Raw genomic sequence first — 19,342 nt, 5'->3', positions numbered from 1 at the left:
ATGACTAACGTGTTTTCATCATTCAGAATTTGCGAATAATGATGGTTATCACCGTCACATGCTATTCAGGAGCGCAATCAGGTGGATCGTATTCAGGCTATGCAGGTTTTTATAAGGGTGGCTGAGGCCGGAAGCTTTGTCCGGGCAGCGGAAACACTGTCCCTGCCTTCTTCTACTGTTACCAGCACCATCAAAAACCTGGAGAAATATCTGCAGGTGCGTCTGCTGAACCGGACCACAAGACGTGTCAGCCTGACTCCGGAAGGTATGCAGTATCTGGCGCAGTGCCGGGAAATTCTGGCCTTAATTGAACATACGGAAGCCAGTCTGGCCGATTCGAACAGGCGCCCCCGTGGTCGTTTACGCGTTGATATGCCCGGCGGTATAGCGCACTTCCTCGTGATGCCAAACCTGAAAGAGTTCTACAGCCGTTATCCTGATATTTACCTGATGATCGGCGTCAGCGACCGGCAGGTTGACCTGGTTCAGGAGGGCGTGGACTGCGTGATCAGAACCGGAGAGTTACTTAACTCCACGCTTGTAGCCCGTCCGCTCGGAGAATTTCGCTGGATCACCTGCGCCTCTCCCGATTATCTCAGGGAGTACGGTATTCCGCAGTCACCTGAAGATTTATCTCATCACCGGGCTATTCATTATTTTTCCGGACAAAGCCGGCGTACAGACGAATTGCGTTTTGTAAAGGGAACAGAAACGCTGTCCGTACCCGTCAGGGGGCAGGCAGCCGTCAACGAGACGGGACTCTATATAAAAATGTGTCTCGAAGGATTCGGGCTGGCGCAGCTTGCTGAGAACGTTGTAGCAGAACACCTTCAGAAAGGAACGCTGGTTGAAGTCCTGGCCGACTGGCAGCCGTCGTCTGTTCCTGTCGCATTGCTTTATCCCCATCAGCGTTTTCTTTCACCCGCCGTACGTGCATTTGCAGACTGGATAGATGAAATATTCAGTTGATACGTCTGTCACAGCTCCCCGTTGCATACTAAAAGTCAGCAGTATTCAGGGGACCTGAAAGAACGGCAGACTTTATTTCGCGGATATGAGCATCCCGGAGCAGCGACTTCCCGGAGAAAGGCTGTACCCAGAAATTCACATCTCCGGTTTACGGGGGGACGCCGGCTAAGAGCGCCAGCCACATCCGGGCCCTCTTTTAACTAAAGTGTCTGAGTAAAATATTTTCAAGGATGTGAAAAACGGTCCTGATGCGCTGTGGTACCAGGGTCTGATAGGGCCGGTAAAGATAAAGCTGCCAGGTTTCCAGTTTCAGTTCCGGCAGGACATTCACCAGCCTGCCGTCTTCAAGGTATTCCCTGCAGGCCAGATTACTCGACTGAATCACGGCTTTACCGGTTAACGCAGCCTGAATCTCAGACTGGGAGTCGGTGGTAAAAAACTCCAGGTGCCGGGGAATAAAGGTATTGACGCCGTCGAGCATAAATTCAAACACCTTGCCGGTTTCAGGGTTAAGCAGACCGCTGAAAGGGTAACGCTGACGCAGGTCTTCAAAATTTTTCGGTGCGCCCAGCCTGTCAATGAGCCGGGGAGAAGTCATCAGGGCATGATGAACCAGCGTAATGGGCCTGACGATAAAATTCGGGTTTGGCTCCCGCTCTATACGGATCCCCATATCAATACGGTTCTGGACAGTATCCAGCTTCATCATGTCTAACCGCCAGTCAATAAACAGCTCAGGATAGGGATCGAGAGCGGTCAGAAGCTCATATAACACCTGCTCGTGGCCGGGAAACCGGAATAGCGTGATCCTCACAACACCCTTCATCTCATTGTCATCTCTGGCCGTCTGGAAAAGGGCCTCTGAGTCTTCAAGCAGCCGCATGGCACGGGGCAAGAAAAACTCACCAAAGCTGGTCAGCACAATGGATCGGGTATTGCGCTTAAAAAGCGGTTCGCCAAGCTGATGTTCCAGATCAGCAATCGTGCGTGTCACCACGGATGGAGAAATGGCCAGCCTGACTGCCGCTTCGCGAAAATTCATTGTTTCTGCAGCAGTAACAAAAAATCTCAGGGCATCGACTTTATTCATAATAATTGTGATTTTAGCAATTCTGATTTTCTAAATTAACAATTTTTCAGCAATAAATCCAACCGTATACTTAGCATCTAAGAATAGTTAATACCTTAAAGAAGGGTGAAATAATCGTGAAAATTAGAAGGTTAGGTAGCCAGGGGCTTCATGTCTCGGAAATGGGGCTGGGGTGCATGGGCATGGACCATGGCTATGGCTATTCAGTTGAGATCCGGGAAAGGACAAAGCTGATAGACAAGGCTGTAGAGCTGGGCTGCAACCTTTTCGACACTGCCCCCATTTACGGATTTGAAAACGAAAAACTGCTGGGGGTAGCGCTCAGCAAACACAGGGACAACGTTGTCATCGCGACCAAATTCGGCGTGACAGGAATGGAAAATAGTGATGGACAGCTGGTGCCGGTATTAGACAGCCGTCCGGCATCTGTCAGAGAGCAACTGGAAGGTTCCCTCAGGCGCCTGAAGACCGACCATATCGACCTGTTTTATCAGCATCGTGTCGACCCAAAAGTTGAGCCGGAAGTGGTGGCAGGATTAATGAAAGAGCTGATCGCGGAGGGCAAAATAAAGTACTGGGGCTTATCCAATGCGCCCGTATCTTACATACGCCGGGCTCATGCCATCTGCCCGGTCACTGCGGTTGAAGACCAGTATTCAATGATGTGGCGTAAACCTGAACAGGATCTGTTTAAGGTCTGCGATGAACTTGATATTGGTTTTATGGCCTACAGCCCGCTGGGTAATGGATTCCTGAGTGGTCAGGTCACAGCTAATACAACCTACGGGGAAGGCGATTACCGGGGCATGATGGGGCGCTTCAAACCAGAGGTGATGGAAAATAACCAGACGCTTCTTAAGCTAATCGCTGAAATTGCAGAAAGAAACAACGCAACTTCAGCACAGATTGTTCTTGCCTGGGAGCTGGCTCAGAAGCCTTACATTGTGCCGATCCCGGGAACAACAAAACTACACCGGCTGGAAGAGAATTTTCACGCCGCAAATGTTCAGCTCAGTGACGCCGAATTAAATGATATCAACGAAGCCTTATCCCGGCTTGAAATTGACGAAACATTCTTCTGAAAAAATAAGAGATCGCTATGAAAACAACAGTATTTGTTACCCATCCCAACATTAATCAGTCCCGGGTAAACTCAGCCCTGGCAAAAGGTGCAGCATCACTGACAGGCGTTGAAGTGCGTTATCTCTATGACCTGTATCCGGATGGCAAAATCGACGTGGCCGCTGAACAGGCTGCCCTGGAGAAGACGGATCGTGTCGTGCTGCAGTTCCCTATGCAGTGGTACAGCACGCCGCCACTTCTGAAACAGTGGCTTGACGATGTACTGACGTACGGCTGGTCACATGGTGGAGAAACACAGGCGCTGCACGACAAGCAACTCATGCTGGCAGTTTCGCTTGGAGGTGCTGAGTCTGCCTATCAGCCTGATGGCGCTGCCGGACATACGGTAGGAGAGTACCTGCTGTCTTTTGAAACCATCTCCGGGTATCTGGGTATGAACTACATCAAGCCGTTCATTACAGGCGGAAGCGCGACGATAACTGACGAAGAAATCGCAGCTCAGGCCGGACGATACAAAACGGTATTAGCCTGATTATCTTCAGGCGATCATCAGTGTATTAAAACGCCTTCAAATGTGCCGTTGCTGATAACGGCACATTTTTCATTTATGGGAAGGAGAAATCGTGTGTCTTTACAGCCAGTCGAACTGAACAAAGCATATCGATTATTGCAGGTCGGCCCAACTACAATGATTTCCGCTAAGCATAATGGTAATGCCAATGTGATGGCCGCTGCCTGGGTGAGTCTGGTGGGGATCAATAAAGTCATGGCGTATATCGGTCCGCAGGCTTATACCCGTGGATTGGTGGAAGAAAGTGGTCTGTTTGCCGTACAGATCCCCGTAGTCAGCCAGATGGAAACCGTTTTGTACGCAGGTGAGCACAGCTACCGTGACAGGCCTGACAAGAATCATAAAATACCGACGTTCTACCTGAAAGAGTTCGATGTTCCGCTGGTAGAGGGTTGTGCTGGCTGGCTTGTATGTAAGGTAATACCCAACGCGGCATATGAGCTGGAACATAATCTGTTTATGGGAGAAATTGCCGGCGCGTGGAGTGACGATCGGGTTTTTCGCAATGGACACTGGATATTTGATGAAGCACCTGACGAATTACGAACCATACATTATGTCGCCGGGGGGCAGTTTTATGCCATCGGCAAAGGAACCCGGTTTGACCATGGGCCGGGCAAAGACTGAGACGCGAGTGCTTTTTGTACTGATACAACAAACTGCAGGGACTTGTTGTTAAAATGCCTTGCTGTTCCCTCATGGCCAGCAGGCGATACCGCCTCTGAGCCAGCAAGGGAAGTCGCTTTTCGGCGCCTGCAGCCTGCCTTCTTATATGCTCCTGTTAGCCCGCAGCACTCATAAATGAACAATGGCATGTCACATGGAAGGATCAGTGTCTTTAATCAGAAAGTGACAGTTTTGTTCTACCCACCGGTTGAGTTCATTCGCTGCCTGCCAGAGGGACGTTCCCAGTTCCGTGAGTGCATATTCGACTTTGGGCGGTACTTCACGAAAGACAGTGCGCGTAACAAGATTCCTGCTTTCAAGTTCCTTAAGATTCTGTGACAGCACCTTTTCTGATATACCCTGAATTTTTCTTCGCAAATCACCCGGCCTTGATGCACCGTCAGAAAGGGCATGAATAATGAGCAATGTCCATTTGCTCACCAGAACCTCGAGAACTTCACGGGCAGGACATGCCTCCCGCAAAACATTACCGGGTTCTTTGTTGTCCAGTGTAAAACAGTCGTTGAATTTTTCCATACTTACCTTGAGGTGGGTACTTGAAGATAAGTTAGTCTAAATCTACTATAGCGCTGAAATCAAGAGATTTGCATGTGCCATGCTGCTGCGGCTTAACCATCGTAATTATTGAAATAACCAGATAATGAGTTGGTAATGCTGAGTTTGTGACACGATAATGTCATACGTTACGAACACTGATAGCCATTAGCCGCCAGCACGAACAAATAATTTTTTTGTGTAATAACGAAAATTTTATCAAATAAGCCGGCTTGCTATATAAGCGCCTGCGCTAATAACAATCAATCCTTATGAATCGGGTTATATCAATGAAATATCATGTACTTTCTGCTTCACTGTTATTTTCACTTCTCTTTACTACTGCTGCACAGGCGAAAACAGCGAGTTATAAACTTGATGAATCGCATACGTCTGTGGTTATTAGCTGGAACCACCTAGGTTTTTCGAACCCGACGGCATCCCTTCATCATGTAGATGGCACAGTTAAGTTCGATCCGGCAACAAAAATTTTATCACTGGTTGATATCAACATTCCTGTAGCCAGTATTGATACCGGCGTTCCAGCACTGAATAAAGAGTTTGGTCAGCCAGATTATTTTGATGCGGAGAAATATCCGGTCGCAAATTTTAAAAGCACCAGCATTGAAATGAATGGTGATAAGTATGACGTACGGGGAAATTTAACCATTAAATCCATAACCCGGCCGGTTATTCTTCATGCAACCCTGAACAAAGCAGGTTTTCAGGCTATGGAGAAGAAAAATGCGGTAGGTTTTAACGCCACCGGTGTGATTAAGAGATCAGACTTTAAAATTGATAAATACGTTCCTTATGTAAGCGATAATATCACACTGACCGTGTCTTCGGAGGCGTATTCAGATTAATAAGATGCGGAGCCGTTAATGCTTCAGAAGCGTGGGCTGATGAAGCATCTTTACTTCCAGTCCAAACTTTTAACAATGTCGCATCCTGTCCGTAATCCTTCGGAAAGCATGCACTAATGAGTCAGCGTGTATTATTGCATGCTGACCCTATCAGTCCAGTCAGAGGGCAAGACGGGGCAAATTACGATGTCAAACAATTCATCTGAGGGCTAATTCATGACAGGTAACTTTTTAGAGCTTGCCAGAAAACGACGCACCATTTATGTACTTGGAAAAGATATTCCTGTCCCGGAGAACGAGCTGATCGGCACTGTCATTGAGGCAGTGAAGCAGGCTCCTTCTGCTTTTAACTCGCAAAGCTCAAGGCTTCTGATTTTACTGGGTGAGCAGCACGCTCGCTTATGGGAACTCACGCGTGAACAGTTACGCAAAATCGTGCCTGCAGAAAGTTTCTCCGGCACCTCAGATAAAATAGACGGGTTTGCAGCGGCTGCCGGCTCAATACTTTTTTTCGAGGATCAGGATGTTGTCAAGTCACTACAGGAGCAGTTTGCGGCCTATGCGGACAATTTCCCGGTATGGTCTGAGCACAGCACAGGTATTGCACAGTATGCTGTCTGGCTGGCGCTGGCTGAAAAAGGAATTGGTGCCAACCTGCAGCATTATAATCCTCTGATCGATGAAGATATTCGCACTGAGTGGAATGTTCCTCCATCATGGAAACTCCGCGCGCATATGAATTTCGGTGCCATCCTTTCACCCGCCAGTGAAAAAGCCTTTATGAGTGATGAAAAGCGATTCATCGTTGCCAAACAGTCATAAGGCTTGTTTATTATATTATTACTGACCGCGATCGCCCTGAGCTTCAGGGCGGCCGCTGAATGTTACGCTCGCCCTGAGCGGCCTTTTCACCGAAAAGTCCGCTCATCGGGATAGTACAGATGGCTCCGGTACCATTAAGACGCTTCAGAACCTCGATGGAAAGCATCCGCCGCAGAGGATCAGCTGGTACCTTGCTGTGTAAACCCATTCAGCCCGGCTGCTGTACAGGTTCCAGGTGCGCATCTCGTCCGGCAGCCATTCCGGTGCAGGCTCCTGCAACTGAGATTGCTGTGGTCATCAGTAATGGCACCGTCCAACCTCCGGACAACTCCTGTACTTTACCCAGCAACAGCGGTCCCATCGCCGCCATCAGATAACCGATACTCTGCGCCATACCTGACAGCGCGGCAGCATCACCAGCGTTTGTAGTGCGCAACCCGATGAAGGTCAGACCCAGCATCATGCTGGCACCCGAGCCGAAGCCGAGGAGTGCAGCCCACAGCATCGCCAGATTTGGCAAATAAAGGATGCCAATAAAGGACACTGCGGTTAACAGGCTGACGCCAGCAGCGGCTAATTTCTGATCGTTAAGACGACGCAGCGTGGCTGCCAGAATCAGGCCGGGAATGGCGGTGGTGAGCTGAAGGATGCCATGTACCTCACCAGCCTGAGCTGAGGAGAGCCCACTGTCTGTCAGAATGGCTGGCAGCCAGCCGACCGCAACATAAAACGGCATCGCATTCAGGCCCATAAACAAGGTGACCTGCCACGCCAGAGACGAGCGCCAGACCGCAACGGTCGCTGCTTTTTTCTCACCTGCTACTGGCAGTTGATGCTTTTTCTTCAACTGCGGCAACCATAAAAGCAACGCAAGGAGCGGTGCAATAACCAACATGGCTAACGCGATGTTCCAGCCCCAGCTCTGCGTTAGAGGAATGACAATGGCAGATCCAATGGCGCCAGCGGCGCCCATGGTGATGGAATATGCTCCCGTCACGGAAGCCACGTTGCCGGAAAAGTCACGTTTGATCAGGCCAGGCAGCAGGACATTGCCCAGGGCAATCCCGATACCAATTAACACTGTTCCGCCATAAAGCGCCCAGACGCTGTCTGTTGAGCGAAGCAGAATCCCCGCTGAAATCACGACCAGGGCACCAAAAAGGGTGCGTTCCAGGCCGTACTTGCGGGAAATCGATGCGCTCAGTGGAGAAAAGGCGGCAAAGGCCAGTAAAGGAAGCGAGTTAAGCAACCCAACGGCTGTGATACTTAGCCCAAAATCATGGCGAATGGACTCTAAAACGGGTGCTATAGCGGTAAAAGGAACACGCAGGTTAATGGCGATAAAAAGGATGCCGGTCACAAGTATGATTGAAGACCACTTGTTCGTAGTGTGGGACATAAGTTTTGCTTTCTCTGAAAAAAGAAAGACTTTAAAGGACGCATGAGTTACAGAATATAGATAACCTGACAACATATAGCTAAATCATGCCAGTTAATAAAAAATCTGTGACCTCGCCGGAAGAGTTTAATGCCGATGATTTCAGTCAGGCCGCTATCGCCCTGCATGTATCATCGTCAGGTGAGTATGCCGGGCAAAGTCCGCACGCTCATCGCAAGGGGCAACTTATTCTCTCTTTGCGCGGTGCAGTGCGCTGTGAGGTTGAGGATGCGCTGTGGCTTGTTCCACCAGGACATGCCGTCTGGGTTCCGGGAGAAATCCCCCACCGTTGCCGGATCACGAAGAATGCAGACACGTGCCTTTTATTCATCGAGCCCGGCACGGCAGCGATGCCGAAAATCTGCTGTACCATAGCGATTACACCTCTGGTTCGCGAGCTTGTTCTGTATCTTGCAGAGCAGGAACATGCTTATTCTCCTGACAGTAAAACCGCCAGGCTTGCAGCGGTGCTGCTGGAGCATATTCCGGATGTGCCGGTTGAAGCACTCCATCTTCCTGTATCAGATCATCCTAAAATCCGGATTATGGCTGAGGCACTTTTTAATGAGCCAGATGACCGGCGAACGTTAAAGCATTGGGCTGCTCATCTGGCCATCAGCGAACGATCTCTGGCCAGGCTGATAAAAGAGGCGACAGGAATGAGCTTTGGTCGCTGGCGTCAGCAGCTGCATTTGATGATTGCCCTGAGCCATCTGTCTGAAGGTCAGCCCGTGCAGCGCGTAGCCGGAACGCTGGGATATGATTCGGTCAGTGCGTTTATTACGATGTTCAGAAAAGCGCTGGGTAAATCACCGACGCAATATTTTTCTTCCCTGGATTAGTGCACAAGCACAGAAGCCGGATTTATTCAAAGAACACCAGCGTCCGCTTCACGCCCTGAGACATTCAACAAGCTTTTTATGGCTTCAGTAAGGGCGAGTGTCGCGCTTCGAGAGCCAGCAAATACTTCGCTTCATCGTACCGAGTTTGGTCTTCCAGCAGCGGTAAATGATCGTTATCCATTTGAAAGCAAGAGCCCGGATTGCAGATTGGTGCGATTTCTCTTTTTCTCGCAGTCCCTGATAATAAAGTCTGGCCCAGTATGATGAGTTAACCGTCTTGGCAGCCCATTCAACAAAAGTCTGCCTGACGAACTTAGCACACTGCCATCGCCAGTGAACCCAGGATTTCTGGCCACTTCGTTCTGTCACCGGTGCAATACCTGCGTAGTTTTGAATTTCTTCAGCGCTGTTGAAGCGGTCGCGGTTATCACCCAGTGCGGCAAGCATCCTTGGACCCATGCACGGTCCCATTCCAGGAAGTGATTTGAACAGTTCTGCATCCGGAAGCGTACCGAATAAGGATTCAATACGTTCGTCGTAGGTTCTGATTAGGTCGCCTGCCAGTTTGATTTGAGATGCGAGTGCTGTTGCCATCAATGCATTTGCCTCTATTACACTTTTATCTGTGGTCAGTGGAATAGCATTGGCAATACTTGCAACCCGCTGTTCGGTATATGCAACAGCAGGACCACCTTTAGCGTTCATAAAATGACGAACAGTATCGCTGCGAGCCCGTTTGAGTTGTTGCAGGCTGGGCCAGCGAATGATTAGCTCGCAGAACAGTGAATTGTCCCGATGGGAGAACCATTCCAGGGGCAGGGGGTAATACTGCTTAAGCGTGTTGATGAGCCGATTTACAAAGCGACGCTTGTCTTCGACCAGCAGTCGGCGCTGCTCAACTAATTGCTGGAGTAACCGGATATCTGCGTTGTCGGGTTCAATGGCTTTTATCTTTTGGGGATAGCGTAGCATTAACTCTAATGCTAGCTCGGCATCCTGCGGGTCATTTTTAGCGCCGCTGGGTGAGAAGGCTTGCCGGTAACGAGCCAGGGACAAAGCGTGGACGGAGAAAACGGTGATAAAGGGATATTTTTGAAGAGCATATACCACGGGGCCCTTCTTCAGCTCGAGAGCTATTGCGATTCTGCCTTTTACCTTCTGGTGTAACTCAGTAAGCCAGATATCAAGCGCTTCTGCCGTATGTTCAATCACATGGAATACGCGTTCACCGTTTTTGAACTGAACACAGACATCGTGTTTTTTATCTGCCCAGTCCAGACCAACATGTGCAGCAAATTGATTAGTCGCAGTCATCACCAACTCCTTTCATCGGGGATTGGTATGCATTCCACGCTCTTCGAAAGAAATATAGTCAGCAGTGTATCTGCATGCCCTGAGTATTCGTTAGCGAACGCGGAGCACCTACTGGTTCGAAAGAGAAGCGGCGATCATCACATGATTCTCGCTCAATATTCGTAACCAGTAAGCGCATACCCTGAATCACTCAAAAGTGTAATTCTCAGGGTTAGAATGACTATAGTTCGCTCATAACTGACCCAATCCGTTTCCGTGGATAGATCTAAATGATAAGCGGACCTCACACTTTCGATTCACGCAGGTCAATTCGGTTAAAGATGCTCATAAACGGCTTAACAATTTCTCCGAGTTGAAGCCAGAAAAATGCCCTACCAGTACAGACTGATACGGCTTTTTTTTGTGGCTTATTCTGTCAGAGGGGTTATCCCATTGTGTAACTGATTTCCTTCCCACAAATATAAGGTGGGGCATACGCTTTCCTGCACATATCCAGATAATCCGACCACCATTGCATCATCGCTTTACGGGAATCGAGATATTCTGCTTTATGGATGTAAGCCGCTCGAACGCTGTTACGCTCCTGATGACTCATCTGCCGTTCAACCGCATCCTGTGCCCACAGGCCAGACTCCATCAGGGCACTACAGGCCATTGCCCGTAATCCGTGGCCGCAGATTTCATTTTTTGTGTCATATCTCATCAGGCGCAACGCCTTGTTGACGGTGTTTTCACACATTGGCTTATACGGATTATGGTCACCGGGGAATATCAGCACGCGATGCCCGGATATTTCCCGTATCTGTTTCAGAATAGCGATGGACTGACGGGAGAGTGGAACGATATGTGGAGTGCGCATTTTTGCACCACGCCCAGAGTAGCGGACACCGGAGATGGCCTCGCGAGTGGCAGGAATGGTCCAGATTCTATTTTTGAAATCGATCTCAGACCAACGGGCGAAACGAAGCTCGCTGGAACGGATGAATAGGTGAAGGGTGAGTAATACGGCCAGGCGGGTTAACTCTCGTCCTTGCTTGTAGTCCTCAATGCGAGCCAACAGTTCCGGTAGCCGCTCCAACTGAAGGGCGGGGTAGTGACGTTTAACGGGCGGGGAGATGATACCCTCCAGATTTGCTGCCGGATTGTTCTCTATCAACTCCTGATGTATGGCATGACGCATGATGTTGCACATATGCTGCCGGGTGCGTGCTGCGACTTCCAGCAGACCTTTTTGCTCAATGCCTTTTAGCAGGTCAATAAAGTGACGAGGTTTTAGTTCTGCTACGGGCAAGTGTCCAATCACAGGGAATATATGATTGTTCATGCTGGCAAGCAGACGGGAGGCGTGGTTCTCTGACCATGTTCGGTTGCTTTTATGCCAGTCCAGTGCCACATACTTGAAAGTTTTGTCTGGCGAGGAAGTGGATCTTTCCGCAGAGCGCTGTTGTGCAGGATTGATATTATGCGCCAGCAATTTACGGATACCATCACGCTGTTGACGAGCATCAGCCAAAGACACATCAGGGTATGCGCCTAAGCCAAGGCGAGATTCTTTTCTATTGATACGATATTTGAGATACCAGAGACGTGAACCGCCTGGATTAACCAGCAGATACAGACCATGGGAATCGGAGACTTTAAAGGGTTTTGCGGATGGTTTTAAGTTGCGGATTTTTGAGTCGTTAAGAGACATTTGGGGGTCACTCCGTCATCGAACCAACTTGACCCCAAATCTGACCACCAAATTCTCCCGATGCGGAGGGAAAACTAAAAATACATCGGGAAGACTTTTCACGCTAACTTATTGAATCTAAATTACATAAGGATTCGCAGAGCGGCATGAAAACAAGAGTTTGGCTCCTCTGACTGGACTCGAACCAGTGACATACGGATTAACAGTCCGCCGTTCTACCGACTGAACTACAGAGGAATCGTGTGAACGGGGCGAATAATAGCGGGGCGGTTGCGGCTTGTAAAGCGCGAAAATGCCCGATGCGTCCGTTTGCTGCAAGATTGCCCAACCTGCTGCTTTTTCTCGCTTTTATTGCTTATCCCGCGCGCAGCGCCGCCGGGTTGCCCGTTGTTTGGCGCATTTGCCTGCCGATGGTGCAACGGTTGCCCTGCGCGGTGGCGCGCGCCGCCCGGCGAACGGCCATTTACCGCCTTGTACCCCGCTTCCACGGCCGTTTACCGACTCTGGCCTGGATCTTGCTGTGATTGCATGACCGGATTTCGGCATTCTCAATTTAGCGGCTCGCTGGAGGCACTATGAATTTCAGACGTCTGAAGTACTTCGTGAAAATCGTCGATATCGGCAGCCTGACCCAGGCGGCGGAGGTGTTGCACATCGCCCAACCGGCGCTCAGCCAGCAGTTGGCGACGCTGGAAGGAGAGCTGAAGCAACAGCTGCTGATCCGCACCAAGCGCGGGGTGCAGCCGACCGAGGCCGGCAACATTCTGTATGCCCACGCGCAGACCATTCTGCGCCAGTGCGAGCAGGCGCAGAGCGCGGTCAACAGCGCCGGACAGGCGATGAGCGGTCAGGTGTCGCTCGGGCTGGCGTCGGGCAGCACCGCGGCGCAGCTGGCGCTGCCGCTGTTGCAGACCCTGCGCGATCAGCAGCCGGGCATCCTGCTCAGCCTGCATGAAAACGGCGGCGCGGCGTTGGCCGGGCAGGTGGCCAATCAGACGCTGGACATGGCGATGGTCTACGGCGCCAAAATGCCCGCCGGGCTGCACGCCATCGCATTGATGCGGGAAGATCTTTATCTGGTGGCGACGCGCGCGGTGCCGCATCCCGGCAACAGCGTCGAGCTGCTGGACGTGGCGCGGCTGAACCTGTTCCTGCCGCGCGAGGGCGATGCGGTGCGCAACCAACTGGAGGAGGCGATGGCGCTGCGCAAGCTGGCTGCCAACGTGGTGGGGGAGATCGAATCCTCGGGTGCGTTGAGCGCCGCGATCGCCAGCGGGCTGGGGGCGACCGTGCTGCCGGAATCGGTGGCGCGCGCGATGATCGGCCCGGCCAAGGCCTGGATGGCGCGCATCAATGCGCCGACGATGTCGGTGCCGCTGGCGCTGTGCATGTCGGGTCAACAGGCGCTGTCCGCCCCGGCGCTGCTGGTCAAAGACCTGCTGCTGTCGATCGCCGGCGGTCGAAGCCAGGAAAAACGCGCACTGGCACTGGTGCGTTGAGGAAAAAACGGCCCGCCGCAGCGGGCCTGAGCACCGTTACCGGAACGGCGGTTCGTTGAAGGTGCGCAGCTTGCGCGAGTGCAGACGATCGCCCTCGGCGCGCAGCAGATCGATGGCGCAGATGCCAATCTGCAGGTGCTCGGAGATCGCCCCTTCGTAGAAGCGGTTGGCCTGGCCCGGCAGTTTTATTTCACCGTGCAGCGGTTTGTCGGAGACGCACAGCAGCGTGCCGTACGGCACCCGGAAGCGGTAACCCTGGGCGGCGATGGTGGCGCTCTCCATATCGACCGCCACCGCGCGGCTGAGGTTGAAGCGCCGCGCCGAAGCGGAGTAGCGCAGCTCCCAGTTGCGATCGTCGGTGGTGACCACGGTGCCGGTGCGCAAACGCTGTTTGACCTCTTCACCGGGCATGCCGCTGACCATCTTGGTGGCGTCGTACAGGGCGCGCTGCACCTCGGCGATGCTCGGGATCGGGATATCCGGCGGCAGCACCGCATCCAGCACGTGATCGTCGCGCAGATAGGCGTGGGCCAGCACGTAATCGCCGATCTTCTGGCTTTCGCGCAGGCCGCCGCAGTGGCCGATCATCAGCCAGGCACTCGGGCGCAGCACCGCCAGGTGATCGCAGATGGTTTTGGCGTTGGACGGCCCGACGCCGATGTTGATCAGCGTGATGCCCTGACCGGTGCGTGAAATCAGGTGATAGGCCGGCATCTGGTGGTTTTTCCACGCCAGATCGGACACCGCCTGCTCGGGCGCACTGGTTTCCGGCGTGATGTAGGTACCGCCGGCGCTGGAGAGCGCGATGTACGGGCTGGCCGGATCGGCGATCTGCGCGCAGGCCCAGCGCACGAACTCATCCACATAGCGGGTGTAGTTGGTGAACAGCACGAACGGCTGGAAATGCTCCACCGGGGTGCCGGTGTAGTGCCGCAGACGCGCCAGCGAGAAATCCGCGCGCAGCGCATCGAAATGCGACAGCGGGAAATGGTTGTCGGTGGTGTGATACAGGCCGTCGGCGGTCTCGTCACCGATCTGCGCCAGCTCGGTGGTGGGGAAATGCTGCGCGATGCCGGCGCTCATTGAGCGATCGAGCGCCAGGCTGGAACCGTCGATCACGTAAGGGAACGGGATCTCCTGCTGCGACGGCGCCACTTCAATATGGGCGGCGTAATCGTGTTCCAGCATCGCCAGCTGTTCGGCCAGATAGTGGCGGAACAGCTGCGGCCGGGTCACGGTGGTGCTGTAGCTGCCGGGATGGGTAAAGCGGCCGAAGGCGCGGGTTTTGTTTGGGCCGGATTGCTGCCCGTCCCAGCTGACGCGCAGCTCGGGATACACGAACAGCCCGGCGGCGCGCGCCTGCGCATCCGGCAGGGTGCCGTGGCTGATAAAGTCGCTGACCGCCTGACGCAGCGCGTCTACCGCGGCGTCATACAGGGCTTCCAGTTGATCGAGTGCCTGATCGGCGCTGAGGCCGCTGCGAGGTGGGGCATAGCTCATACTTTCTCCTTCGATGTCCCGGCTCTGGCGGGATTGGCGGCGTTTCACCGTCACAGGTTAGCCGAAGAAGGGCGTAAAAGCTTGGTTGAAATGACGGGCGCGGCAAAGAAATTACCGCGCCCGTGAAGGCGGAGAGATCAGGAGGCGGGAGCGGCCGCTTCGACCTTCAGCGACACCAGGCCGATGCCCAGCTTCTTCGGCGTGAAGCCGCCGCTGGCGCTCTCTTTCGGCTCGGTGGGGGCCGGCGGGGTAATGCTGATCTTCTGCGCGCCGCGCGGGTTGTCGAAGCGCAGGGTGACGGTGCTGTCCTGTTCGCCGAGCGACACAAAGCGCTCTTCGTCGCCGACGCGCACCGAAATCGGTTCGCCGACGTTGTTGCCGTAGGCGCGGGCGCGCAGCACCAGATCGAAGCTTTTCGGCAGCGGGTCGACGTAATCGATGTCGACCGCCGGCGCCAGATTGGCGTCGGACCAGCGGCCCCATTCCTCGACGGCGGAGACGCCGGTAATGGCCTTCACCTGTTCCGGCATGCCGGGCAGCATGAACTCGATGGCGTCCGCCCGGTATTTCACCGCCGCGTCGTCCACCTGCAGGCGGGCGACGGCGTTTTGGTAATCGGCGACGCTGTCCGCCGCCGGGCCGGTGAAGTTCACCTTGCCGTTGAAGCGTTCGCCGCTGGCCTGCGCGATCTGCGGCGGCGAGGCGAGGGTGCCGGAGGCCACGCAGATGTCGGTGCTCAGCGCCAGCTGCGGCGCCCAGACCCGGCCGATCTCGTAGCATTTATCGACCCAGACGAATTTCTCCCCCGCGCCCAGCCCGGCCAGCTGTTTGCGCAGCGGGGTGGAGAGGTAGACGTTGAACATCGGTTCGATGCGGTTGTCGCCCACCCGCAGGATGAACGGCACCTTGTAGGTGACGCCGGAGAAGCTGAAGCTGCGTTGGCGCGTGTCCACGCTGTAGTCGCTGATGCGGTTCGGCAGGCCCCACTGGTTGATCACCGCCGGTTTCCAGCCGTTAATTTTCTCTTCGATATTCAGGAACACCGTAGACAGCGACGGCGCCGACAGGCTGCTGCGGCCGAGGCCGATGTAGTTGTCGCCGCCCATCACGTCCAGCACCGTGGCGCCGTTGTCCAGCGTGCTGCGCTTCTCGTTGCGCTGCTCCGCCTGCGGCCGGGTGCCGTCGATGATGAAGAACAGGTTGCGGCGCTTCTGTTTGGTCAGAATGTCGTAGGCGGTGTTGTTCATCGCCAGATGATCGGAGGACACCACGATCACGGTGTTGCTGAAATAGGGCGAGCGTTTGATTTTGTCGATCAGCGCGGCGATGTGTTGCTGGCTGCAGGCCACCGCGCTCAGCGAGCGGTTTTCCTTGTTCTGCCAGGCGTAACTTTTCTTGCTGCAGCCGGCGGAGATAAAGCCGTCCGGGTGATGGGTATCGACGGTCAGGGTAAACAGCGAGAACGGTTGGCGCTGCTTGGACAGCTCGACGAACTTGCCGTACACCACGTCCAGCACGCTGTCGTCGTACCAGCCCCAGTCGTTTTTGTAGCTCGGATCGGCGACCTGTTCGCGCAGCTCTTTGAAGCCGTAAACGTGGTCGAAGCCGTGGGATTTCAGGAAGGTGTCTTTGCCGGCGAACGCCAGCTCGGCGCCCTGATAGAAATAGTTGCTGTAGCCGGCGGCCTTCAGCACGTCGCCCAGGCAGACGTTCTCCGGGTAGAAGGTGGAGACCGCGCTGGAGGCGTTGCCGTCGAAGGGCGCGAACAGCGGAATGCCGCACTGTGAGGCGACCATGCCGGCGATGGTGTAACCGGTGCCCGGCAGCTGCTGGGTGTTGCTGAAATCGATGCTGTCCGCGCGCAGGGCGTTCAGCTCGTCGGCCAGGCCGGGAAACAGCTCGGTATCGAAGTAGGTGCGCTCCAGGCTCTCGGCATAGATGTACACCAGGTTCGGCCGCTTGCCCTGCACGGTCTTTTTCGGCGCCTTGTAGTAGGTGGTGAAATCGGCGGTATCGCCGACGATCTGGCTCTTGACCAGCAGCGAGATGTCCTGAAATGCCGGGGTGGTGCCGACCGAAAACAGCGCCAGCAGTACGGCGACGAGGCTGTAGGCCACGCTGCTGCCTTTGGCTTTGCGGCGCAGCAGGCTGCGGGCCAGCACCGCGAAGATAAGCCCCAACGCCGCCAGCAGGCCGATGAACGGCAGCACGTATTTGCTGATGCCCGCGCCTTTGAGGCTGCTGGTGACGGTGTAAATCACCGCGTCGGTGATGCCGTCGCCGGTGAAGTAGTTGCTGGCGATCAGGATGACGTTCAGCACCAGATAGCTGCCGAGCAGCGTCAGCAGAATGGCGAACCACCAGCGGTTGGCGGCGGCCCGGGTGCGATAAATCAAAATCGACGCCAAAAAGAGAACAAAAGAAACGACTGCTAAAACCATCCGCCAAACCCTGTCTGATTGAAAAAACGTTGCTGCCCTGGTCTGCGCCGCCGACCGTGCCGCGGCGCGAAAAGTGAAGGGTATAGCCTATTGCCGGCGGCGGAACAACGCGCGATCTCCCGCTACGGCCGACGAACGGCGGCTATTGTACATTTTTATGACAATAGTGTGACGTTAATCACGCCGACGGCGGCCTCGGCGGCGAAAGCTTGCTGGTCGGAGGTTTCGCTCTACGCTTAATGAGCGCCACGACGGTGCGCCCATCAGCCCTTCACAGGAGGAAGTATGCAGACGATTCCCGCCGCCGTACTCGACGATCTGGCCCCGCAAGGCGTGTTGCGCGCGGCGATCAACTACGGCAATCCGGTGCTGGCGCAGGCCGGGGCCGGCGGTAAACCGCAAGGCGCTTCGGTGGAGCTGGCCGCCGCGCTGGCCCAGGAACTGGGCGTGGCGCTCGAACTGGTCACCTATGACGCGGCGGGCAAGGTGTTTGCCGACCTGGACAGCGGCGCCTGGAACCTGGCGTTTATGGCTATCGAGCCGGTGCGTGCGGCGCAAATCGCCTTTAGCGAACCCTACGTGATCATCGAGGGGACTTACCTGGTGGCGAACGACGCGCCTTACTTTGAGGTGGCGCAGCTCGACAGGCCGGAGGTGCGCATCGCGGTCGGTCAGGGGGCGGCGTACGATCTGTTTTTATCGCGCACGCTGCAGCAGGCGCAGCTGGTGCGGGCGGCAACCTCCGCCGAGGCGATCGCGCTGTTTTTCGAACGGGGGCTGGAGGCGGCGGCCGGCGTGCGTCAACCGCTGCTGGCCGCCGCGGCCGCCCATCCCGGCTACCGGGTGCTGGACGGGCATTTCACCGCCATCCACCAGGCGATGGCGGTGCCGCGGCAAAAAACGCAGGGCGCCGCCTACGTGAACGCGTTTATCGAACGCTGCAAGGCCAACGGGTTGGTGAAGGCGGCCTTGCAGCGCAGCGGCCAGGGCGAGGTGACGGTAGCGCCGCCGGCCGCCTCGGCGTGATCAGTCGAGCTCCACCGCGTACTGTTCCACCGGGGTGATTTTCTTGATCAGCTTGTTGTCGAACAGGAACTGTTCGTAAGCCTGGTAGCGCGCGCGATCCAACTTGGCCGGATCGCGGGCGAACAGCGGCAGGCTGGCTTGCCACGCCTGTTTGTTCAGCTCGGTATTCAGCTCTGGGTGCGCCTTGGCGAATGCCAGCCAGGTGTCCTGCGGGTGGGCGTGCAGGTAGTCACTGCCTTGCTTCAGCGCGGCGAGAAATTTGCGGATTTTCGGCTCGTTCACCGCATCGCGGTTGGCGACGATGATCAGCTCGTCATAGGCCGGCACGCCGTAGTCTTCGACGTTGAACACCACCGGTTCTTTACCCTGTAGCTTCAGCTCCAGCGCTTCGATGTTGCGGTAGCCGCCGATCACCGCATCGACCTGGCCCGCCAGCAGGGCGCTGGTCAGCTGGAAGTTGACGTTGATAAGCTTGATGTCCTGCGGCTTGAGGTGCTCGTGTTCGACCATGGTGGCCAGCGTCGCCTGTTCGATGCCGCTGACCGAGTAACCCACCGTTTTGCCCTTGAGATCCGCCGGCGACGTGATGTTTTTGTCCAGCGCGATCACCGTATTCAGCGGCGTGTTGATCAGGGTGCCGACGCGCATCAGTGGCAGGCCCTGATCGGCGAAGAAGTGCAGCTGCGGCTGATAGGTGATGGCGAGGTCGGCCTGTTTGGCGGCCACCAGCCGCGGCGGCAGCGCCGGATCGGACGGCGGCACGATCTTGACGTCCAACCCTGCGGCCTTGAAGGCGCCGATCTGCTCGGCCACCATAATTGGCGCGTGATCGGGGTTGATGTACCAGTCGAGCACCAGCGTCAGCTTGTCGGCCGCGCCGGCCTGGCCGGTGAGGGCGGCGCCGAGCAGCAGCCCGCAAACGGTTTGTTTGATCATGGTCGTTCCTTTATCCCTGGTTATGGTTGCA

General features: G+C 54.8%; 16 protein-coding genes, 1 tRNA gene and 1 pseudogene. 9 read left to right on the top strand and 9 right to left on the bottom strand.

Annotation, left to right across the window (positions count from 1 at the left end; genetic code table 11):
* The first annotated feature begins 81 nt into the window (after positions 1–81).
* Positions 82–969, top strand: coding sequence for a LysR family transcriptional regulator (locus GUC32_RS15600; RefSeq protein WP_048762594.1), 888 nt, complete (start codon positions 82–84; stop codon positions 967–969).
* 196 nt (positions 970–1,165) lie between these two features.
* On the opposite strand, the gene GUC32_RS15595 is transcribed toward GUC32_RS15600, so the two are convergent.
* The gene (locus tag GUC32_RS15595) at positions 1,166–2,059 is read right to left on the bottom strand and encodes a LysR family transcriptional regulator (protein WP_197826475.1); all 894 of its coding nucleotides are present in this window, start codon (positions 2,057–2,059) and stop codon (positions 1,166–1,168) included.
* Between the two features lie 116 nt (positions 2,060–2,175).
* On the opposite strand from GUC32_RS15595, the gene GUC32_RS15590 reads away from it, so the two are divergent.
* The 3 genes from GUC32_RS15590 to GUC32_RS15580 all read left to right on the top strand — a co-directional run bounded on the left by GUC32_RS15590 (position 2,176) and on the right by GUC32_RS15580 (position 4,340).
* Positions 2,176–3,141 carry an aldo/keto reductase gene (locus tag GUC32_RS15590; RefSeq protein WP_082144865.1) on the top strand — a complete coding sequence of 322 codons (966 nt, stop codon included), beginning with the start codon at positions 2,176–2,178 and terminating at the stop codon, positions 3,139–3,141.
* 17 nt (positions 3,142–3,158) lie between these two features.
* A complete protein-coding gene (locus GUC32_RS15585; RefSeq protein ID WP_014229928.1) occupies positions 3,159–3,674 on the top strand; it encodes an NAD(P)H-dependent oxidoreductase in 516 nt (171 codons plus the stop codon).
* A 93-nt stretch (positions 3,675–3,767) separates the two neighbouring features.
* Positions 3,768–4,340: a flavin reductase family protein gene (locus GUC32_RS15580; RefSeq protein WP_014229927.1), complete on the top strand. Its 573-nt coding sequence runs from the start codon at positions 3,768–3,770 to the stop codon at positions 4,338–4,340.
* A gap of 189 nt (positions 4,341–4,529) precedes the next feature.
* On the opposite strand, the gene GUC32_RS15575 is transcribed toward GUC32_RS15580, so the two are convergent.
* Positions 4,530–4,916 (bottom strand): helix-turn-helix domain-containing protein, encoded by a 387-nt coding sequence (locus GUC32_RS15575; protein ID WP_014229926.1) that lies wholly within the window; start codon positions 4,914–4,916, stop codon positions 4,530–4,532.
* A gap of 308 nt (positions 4,917–5,224) precedes the next feature.
* On the opposite strand from GUC32_RS15575, the gene GUC32_RS15570 reads away from it, so the two are divergent.
* Both GUC32_RS15570 and GUC32_RS15565 read left to right on the top strand, forming a co-directional pair.
* Complete coding sequence (locus GUC32_RS15570) at positions 5,225–5,800, top strand: YceI family protein (protein WP_048762607.1); 576 nt, start codon at positions 5,225–5,227, stop codon at positions 5,798–5,800.
* 216 nt (positions 5,801–6,016) lie between these two features.
* Positions 6,017–6,622 carry a nitroreductase family protein gene (locus tag GUC32_RS15565; protein ID WP_048762596.1) on the top strand — a complete coding sequence of 202 codons (606 nt, stop codon included), beginning with the start codon at positions 6,017–6,019 and terminating at the stop codon, positions 6,620–6,622.
* A gap of 208 nt (positions 6,623–6,830) precedes the next feature.
* Here GUC32_RS15565 and GUC32_RS15560 read toward each other — a convergent pair whose 3' ends face one another.
* On the bottom strand, positions 6,831–8,021 hold the full coding sequence (locus GUC32_RS15560) for a CynX/NimT family MFS transporter (RefSeq protein ID WP_014229922.1): 1,191 nt from the start codon (positions 8,019–8,021) through the stop codon (positions 6,831–6,833).
* Between the two features lie 86 nt (positions 8,022–8,107).
* On the opposite strand from GUC32_RS15560, the gene GUC32_RS15555 reads away from it, so the two are divergent.
* Complete coding sequence (locus GUC32_RS15555; protein WP_041165282.1) at positions 8,108–8,902, top strand: helix-turn-helix transcriptional regulator; 795 nt, start codon at positions 8,108–8,110, stop codon at positions 8,900–8,902.
* Positions 8,903–8,978: 76 nt separating this feature from the next.
* Here the strand turns inward: GUC32_RS15555 and GUC32_RS15550 are convergent.
* The 3 genes and pseudogenes from GUC32_RS15550 to GUC32_RS15540 form a co-directional block, all read right to left on the bottom strand.
* Positions 8,979–10,216 (bottom strand): annotated as a pseudogene (locus GUC32_RS15550) (IS110 family transposase).
* 424 nt (positions 10,217–10,640) lie between these two features.
* A complete protein-coding gene (locus tag GUC32_RS15545; protein WP_014229917.1) occupies positions 10,641–11,909 on the bottom strand; it encodes an integrase arm-type DNA-binding domain-containing protein in 1,269 nt (422 codons plus the stop codon).
* Between the two features lie 161 nt (positions 11,910–12,070).
* Positions 12,071–12,146 (bottom strand) — tRNA-Asn (locus GUC32_RS15540).
* A 338-nt stretch (positions 12,147–12,484) separates the two neighbouring features.
* Here GUC32_RS15540 and nac point away from each other — a divergent pair.
* On the top strand, positions 12,485–13,408 hold the full coding sequence (nac, locus tag GUC32_RS15535; RefSeq protein WP_049209467.1) for a nitrogen assimilation transcriptional regulator NAC: 924 nt from the start codon (positions 12,485–12,487) through the stop codon (positions 13,406–13,408).
* 36 nt (positions 13,409–13,444) lie between these two features.
* Here nac and GUC32_RS15530 read toward each other — a convergent pair whose 3' ends face one another.
* Both GUC32_RS15530 and opgB read right to left on the bottom strand, forming a co-directional pair.
* Positions 13,445–14,908 (bottom strand): AMP nucleosidase, encoded by a 1,464-nt coding sequence (locus GUC32_RS15530; RefSeq protein WP_025303406.1) that lies wholly within the window; start codon positions 14,906–14,908, stop codon positions 13,445–13,447.
* Positions 14,909–15,045: 137 nt separating this feature from the next.
* A complete protein-coding gene (gene opgB, locus GUC32_RS15525; RefSeq protein WP_049209465.1) occupies positions 15,046–17,349 on the bottom strand; it encodes a phosphatidylglycerol--membrane-oligosaccharide glycerophosphotransferase in 2,304 nt (767 codons plus the stop codon).
* A gap of 285 nt (positions 17,350–17,634) precedes the next feature.
* Between opgB and GUC32_RS15520 the strand changes: the two genes are divergently transcribed.
* Complete coding sequence (locus GUC32_RS15520) at positions 17,635–18,375, top strand: transporter substrate-binding domain-containing protein (RefSeq protein ID WP_049205539.1); 741 nt, start codon at positions 17,635–17,637, stop codon at positions 18,373–18,375.
* Here GUC32_RS15520 and GUC32_RS15515 read toward each other — a convergent pair whose 3' ends face one another.
* Positions 18,376–19,311, bottom strand: coding sequence for an ABC transporter substrate-binding protein (locus tag GUC32_RS15515; RefSeq protein ID WP_049205541.1), 936 nt, complete (start codon positions 19,309–19,311; stop codon positions 18,376–18,378).
* Positions 19,312–19,342: the final 31 nt, after the last annotated feature.

Origin of the sequence: Serratia sp. NGAS9 (assembly GCF_009905295.1) — a bacterium.
GTDB lineage: Bacteria > Pseudomonadota > Gammaproteobacteria > Enterobacterales > Enterobacteriaceae > Serratia > Serratia bockelmannii.
This window is presented reverse-complemented; position numbering and strand designations above follow the sequence as displayed.

What these genes read in the sequence shown, in the direction of transcription:
- GUC32_RS15530 (WP_025303406.1), bottom strand. Translation starts at nt 14,908, where the DNA reads ATGAGCTATGCCCCACCTCGCAGCGGCCTCAGCGCCGATCAGGCACTC.
- GUC32_RS15565 (WP_048762596.1), top strand. Translation starts at nt 6,017, where the DNA reads ATGACAGGTAACTTTTTAGAGCTTGCCAGAAAACGACGCACCATTTAT.
- GUC32_RS15595 (WP_197826475.1), bottom strand. Translation starts at nt 2,059, where the DNA reads ATGAATAAAGTCGATGCCCTGAGATTTTTTGTTACTGCTGCAGAAACA.
- GUC32_RS15520 (WP_049205539.1), top strand. Translation starts at nt 17,635, where the DNA reads ATGCAGACGATTCCCGCCGCCGTACTCGACGATCTGGCCCCGCAAGGC.
- GUC32_RS15555 (WP_041165282.1), top strand. Translation starts at nt 8,108, where the DNA reads ATGCCAGTTAATAAAAAATCTGTGACCTCGCCGGAAGAGTTTAATGCC.
- GUC32_RS15560 (WP_014229922.1), bottom strand. Translation starts at nt 8,021, where the DNA reads ATGTCCCACACTACGAACAAGTGGTCTTCAATCATACTTGTGACCGGC.
- GUC32_RS15545 (WP_014229917.1), bottom strand. Translation starts at nt 11,909, where the DNA reads ATGTCTCTTAACGACTCAAAAATCCGCAACTTAAAACCATCCGCAAAA.
- GUC32_RS15515 (WP_049205541.1), bottom strand. Translation starts at nt 19,311, where the DNA reads ATGATCAAACAAACCGTTTGCGGGCTGCTGCTCGGCGCCGCCCTCACC.
- GUC32_RS15585 (WP_014229928.1), top strand. Translation starts at nt 3,159, where the DNA reads ATGAAAACAACAGTATTTGTTACCCATCCCAACATTAATCAGTCCCGG.
- nac (WP_049209467.1), top strand. Translation starts at nt 12,485, where the DNA reads ATGAATTTCAGACGTCTGAAGTACTTCGTGAAAATCGTCGATATCGGC.
- GUC32_RS15570 (WP_048762607.1), top strand. Translation starts at nt 5,225, where the DNA reads ATGAAATATCATGTACTTTCTGCTTCACTGTTATTTTCACTTCTCTTT.
- opgB (WP_049209465.1), bottom strand. Translation starts at nt 17,349, where the DNA reads ATGGTTTTAGCAGTCGTTTCTTTTGTTCTCTTTTTGGCGTCGATTTTG.
- GUC32_RS15575 (WP_014229926.1), bottom strand. Translation starts at nt 4,916, where the DNA reads ATGGAAAAATTCAACGACTGTTTTACACTGGACAACAAAGAACCCGGT.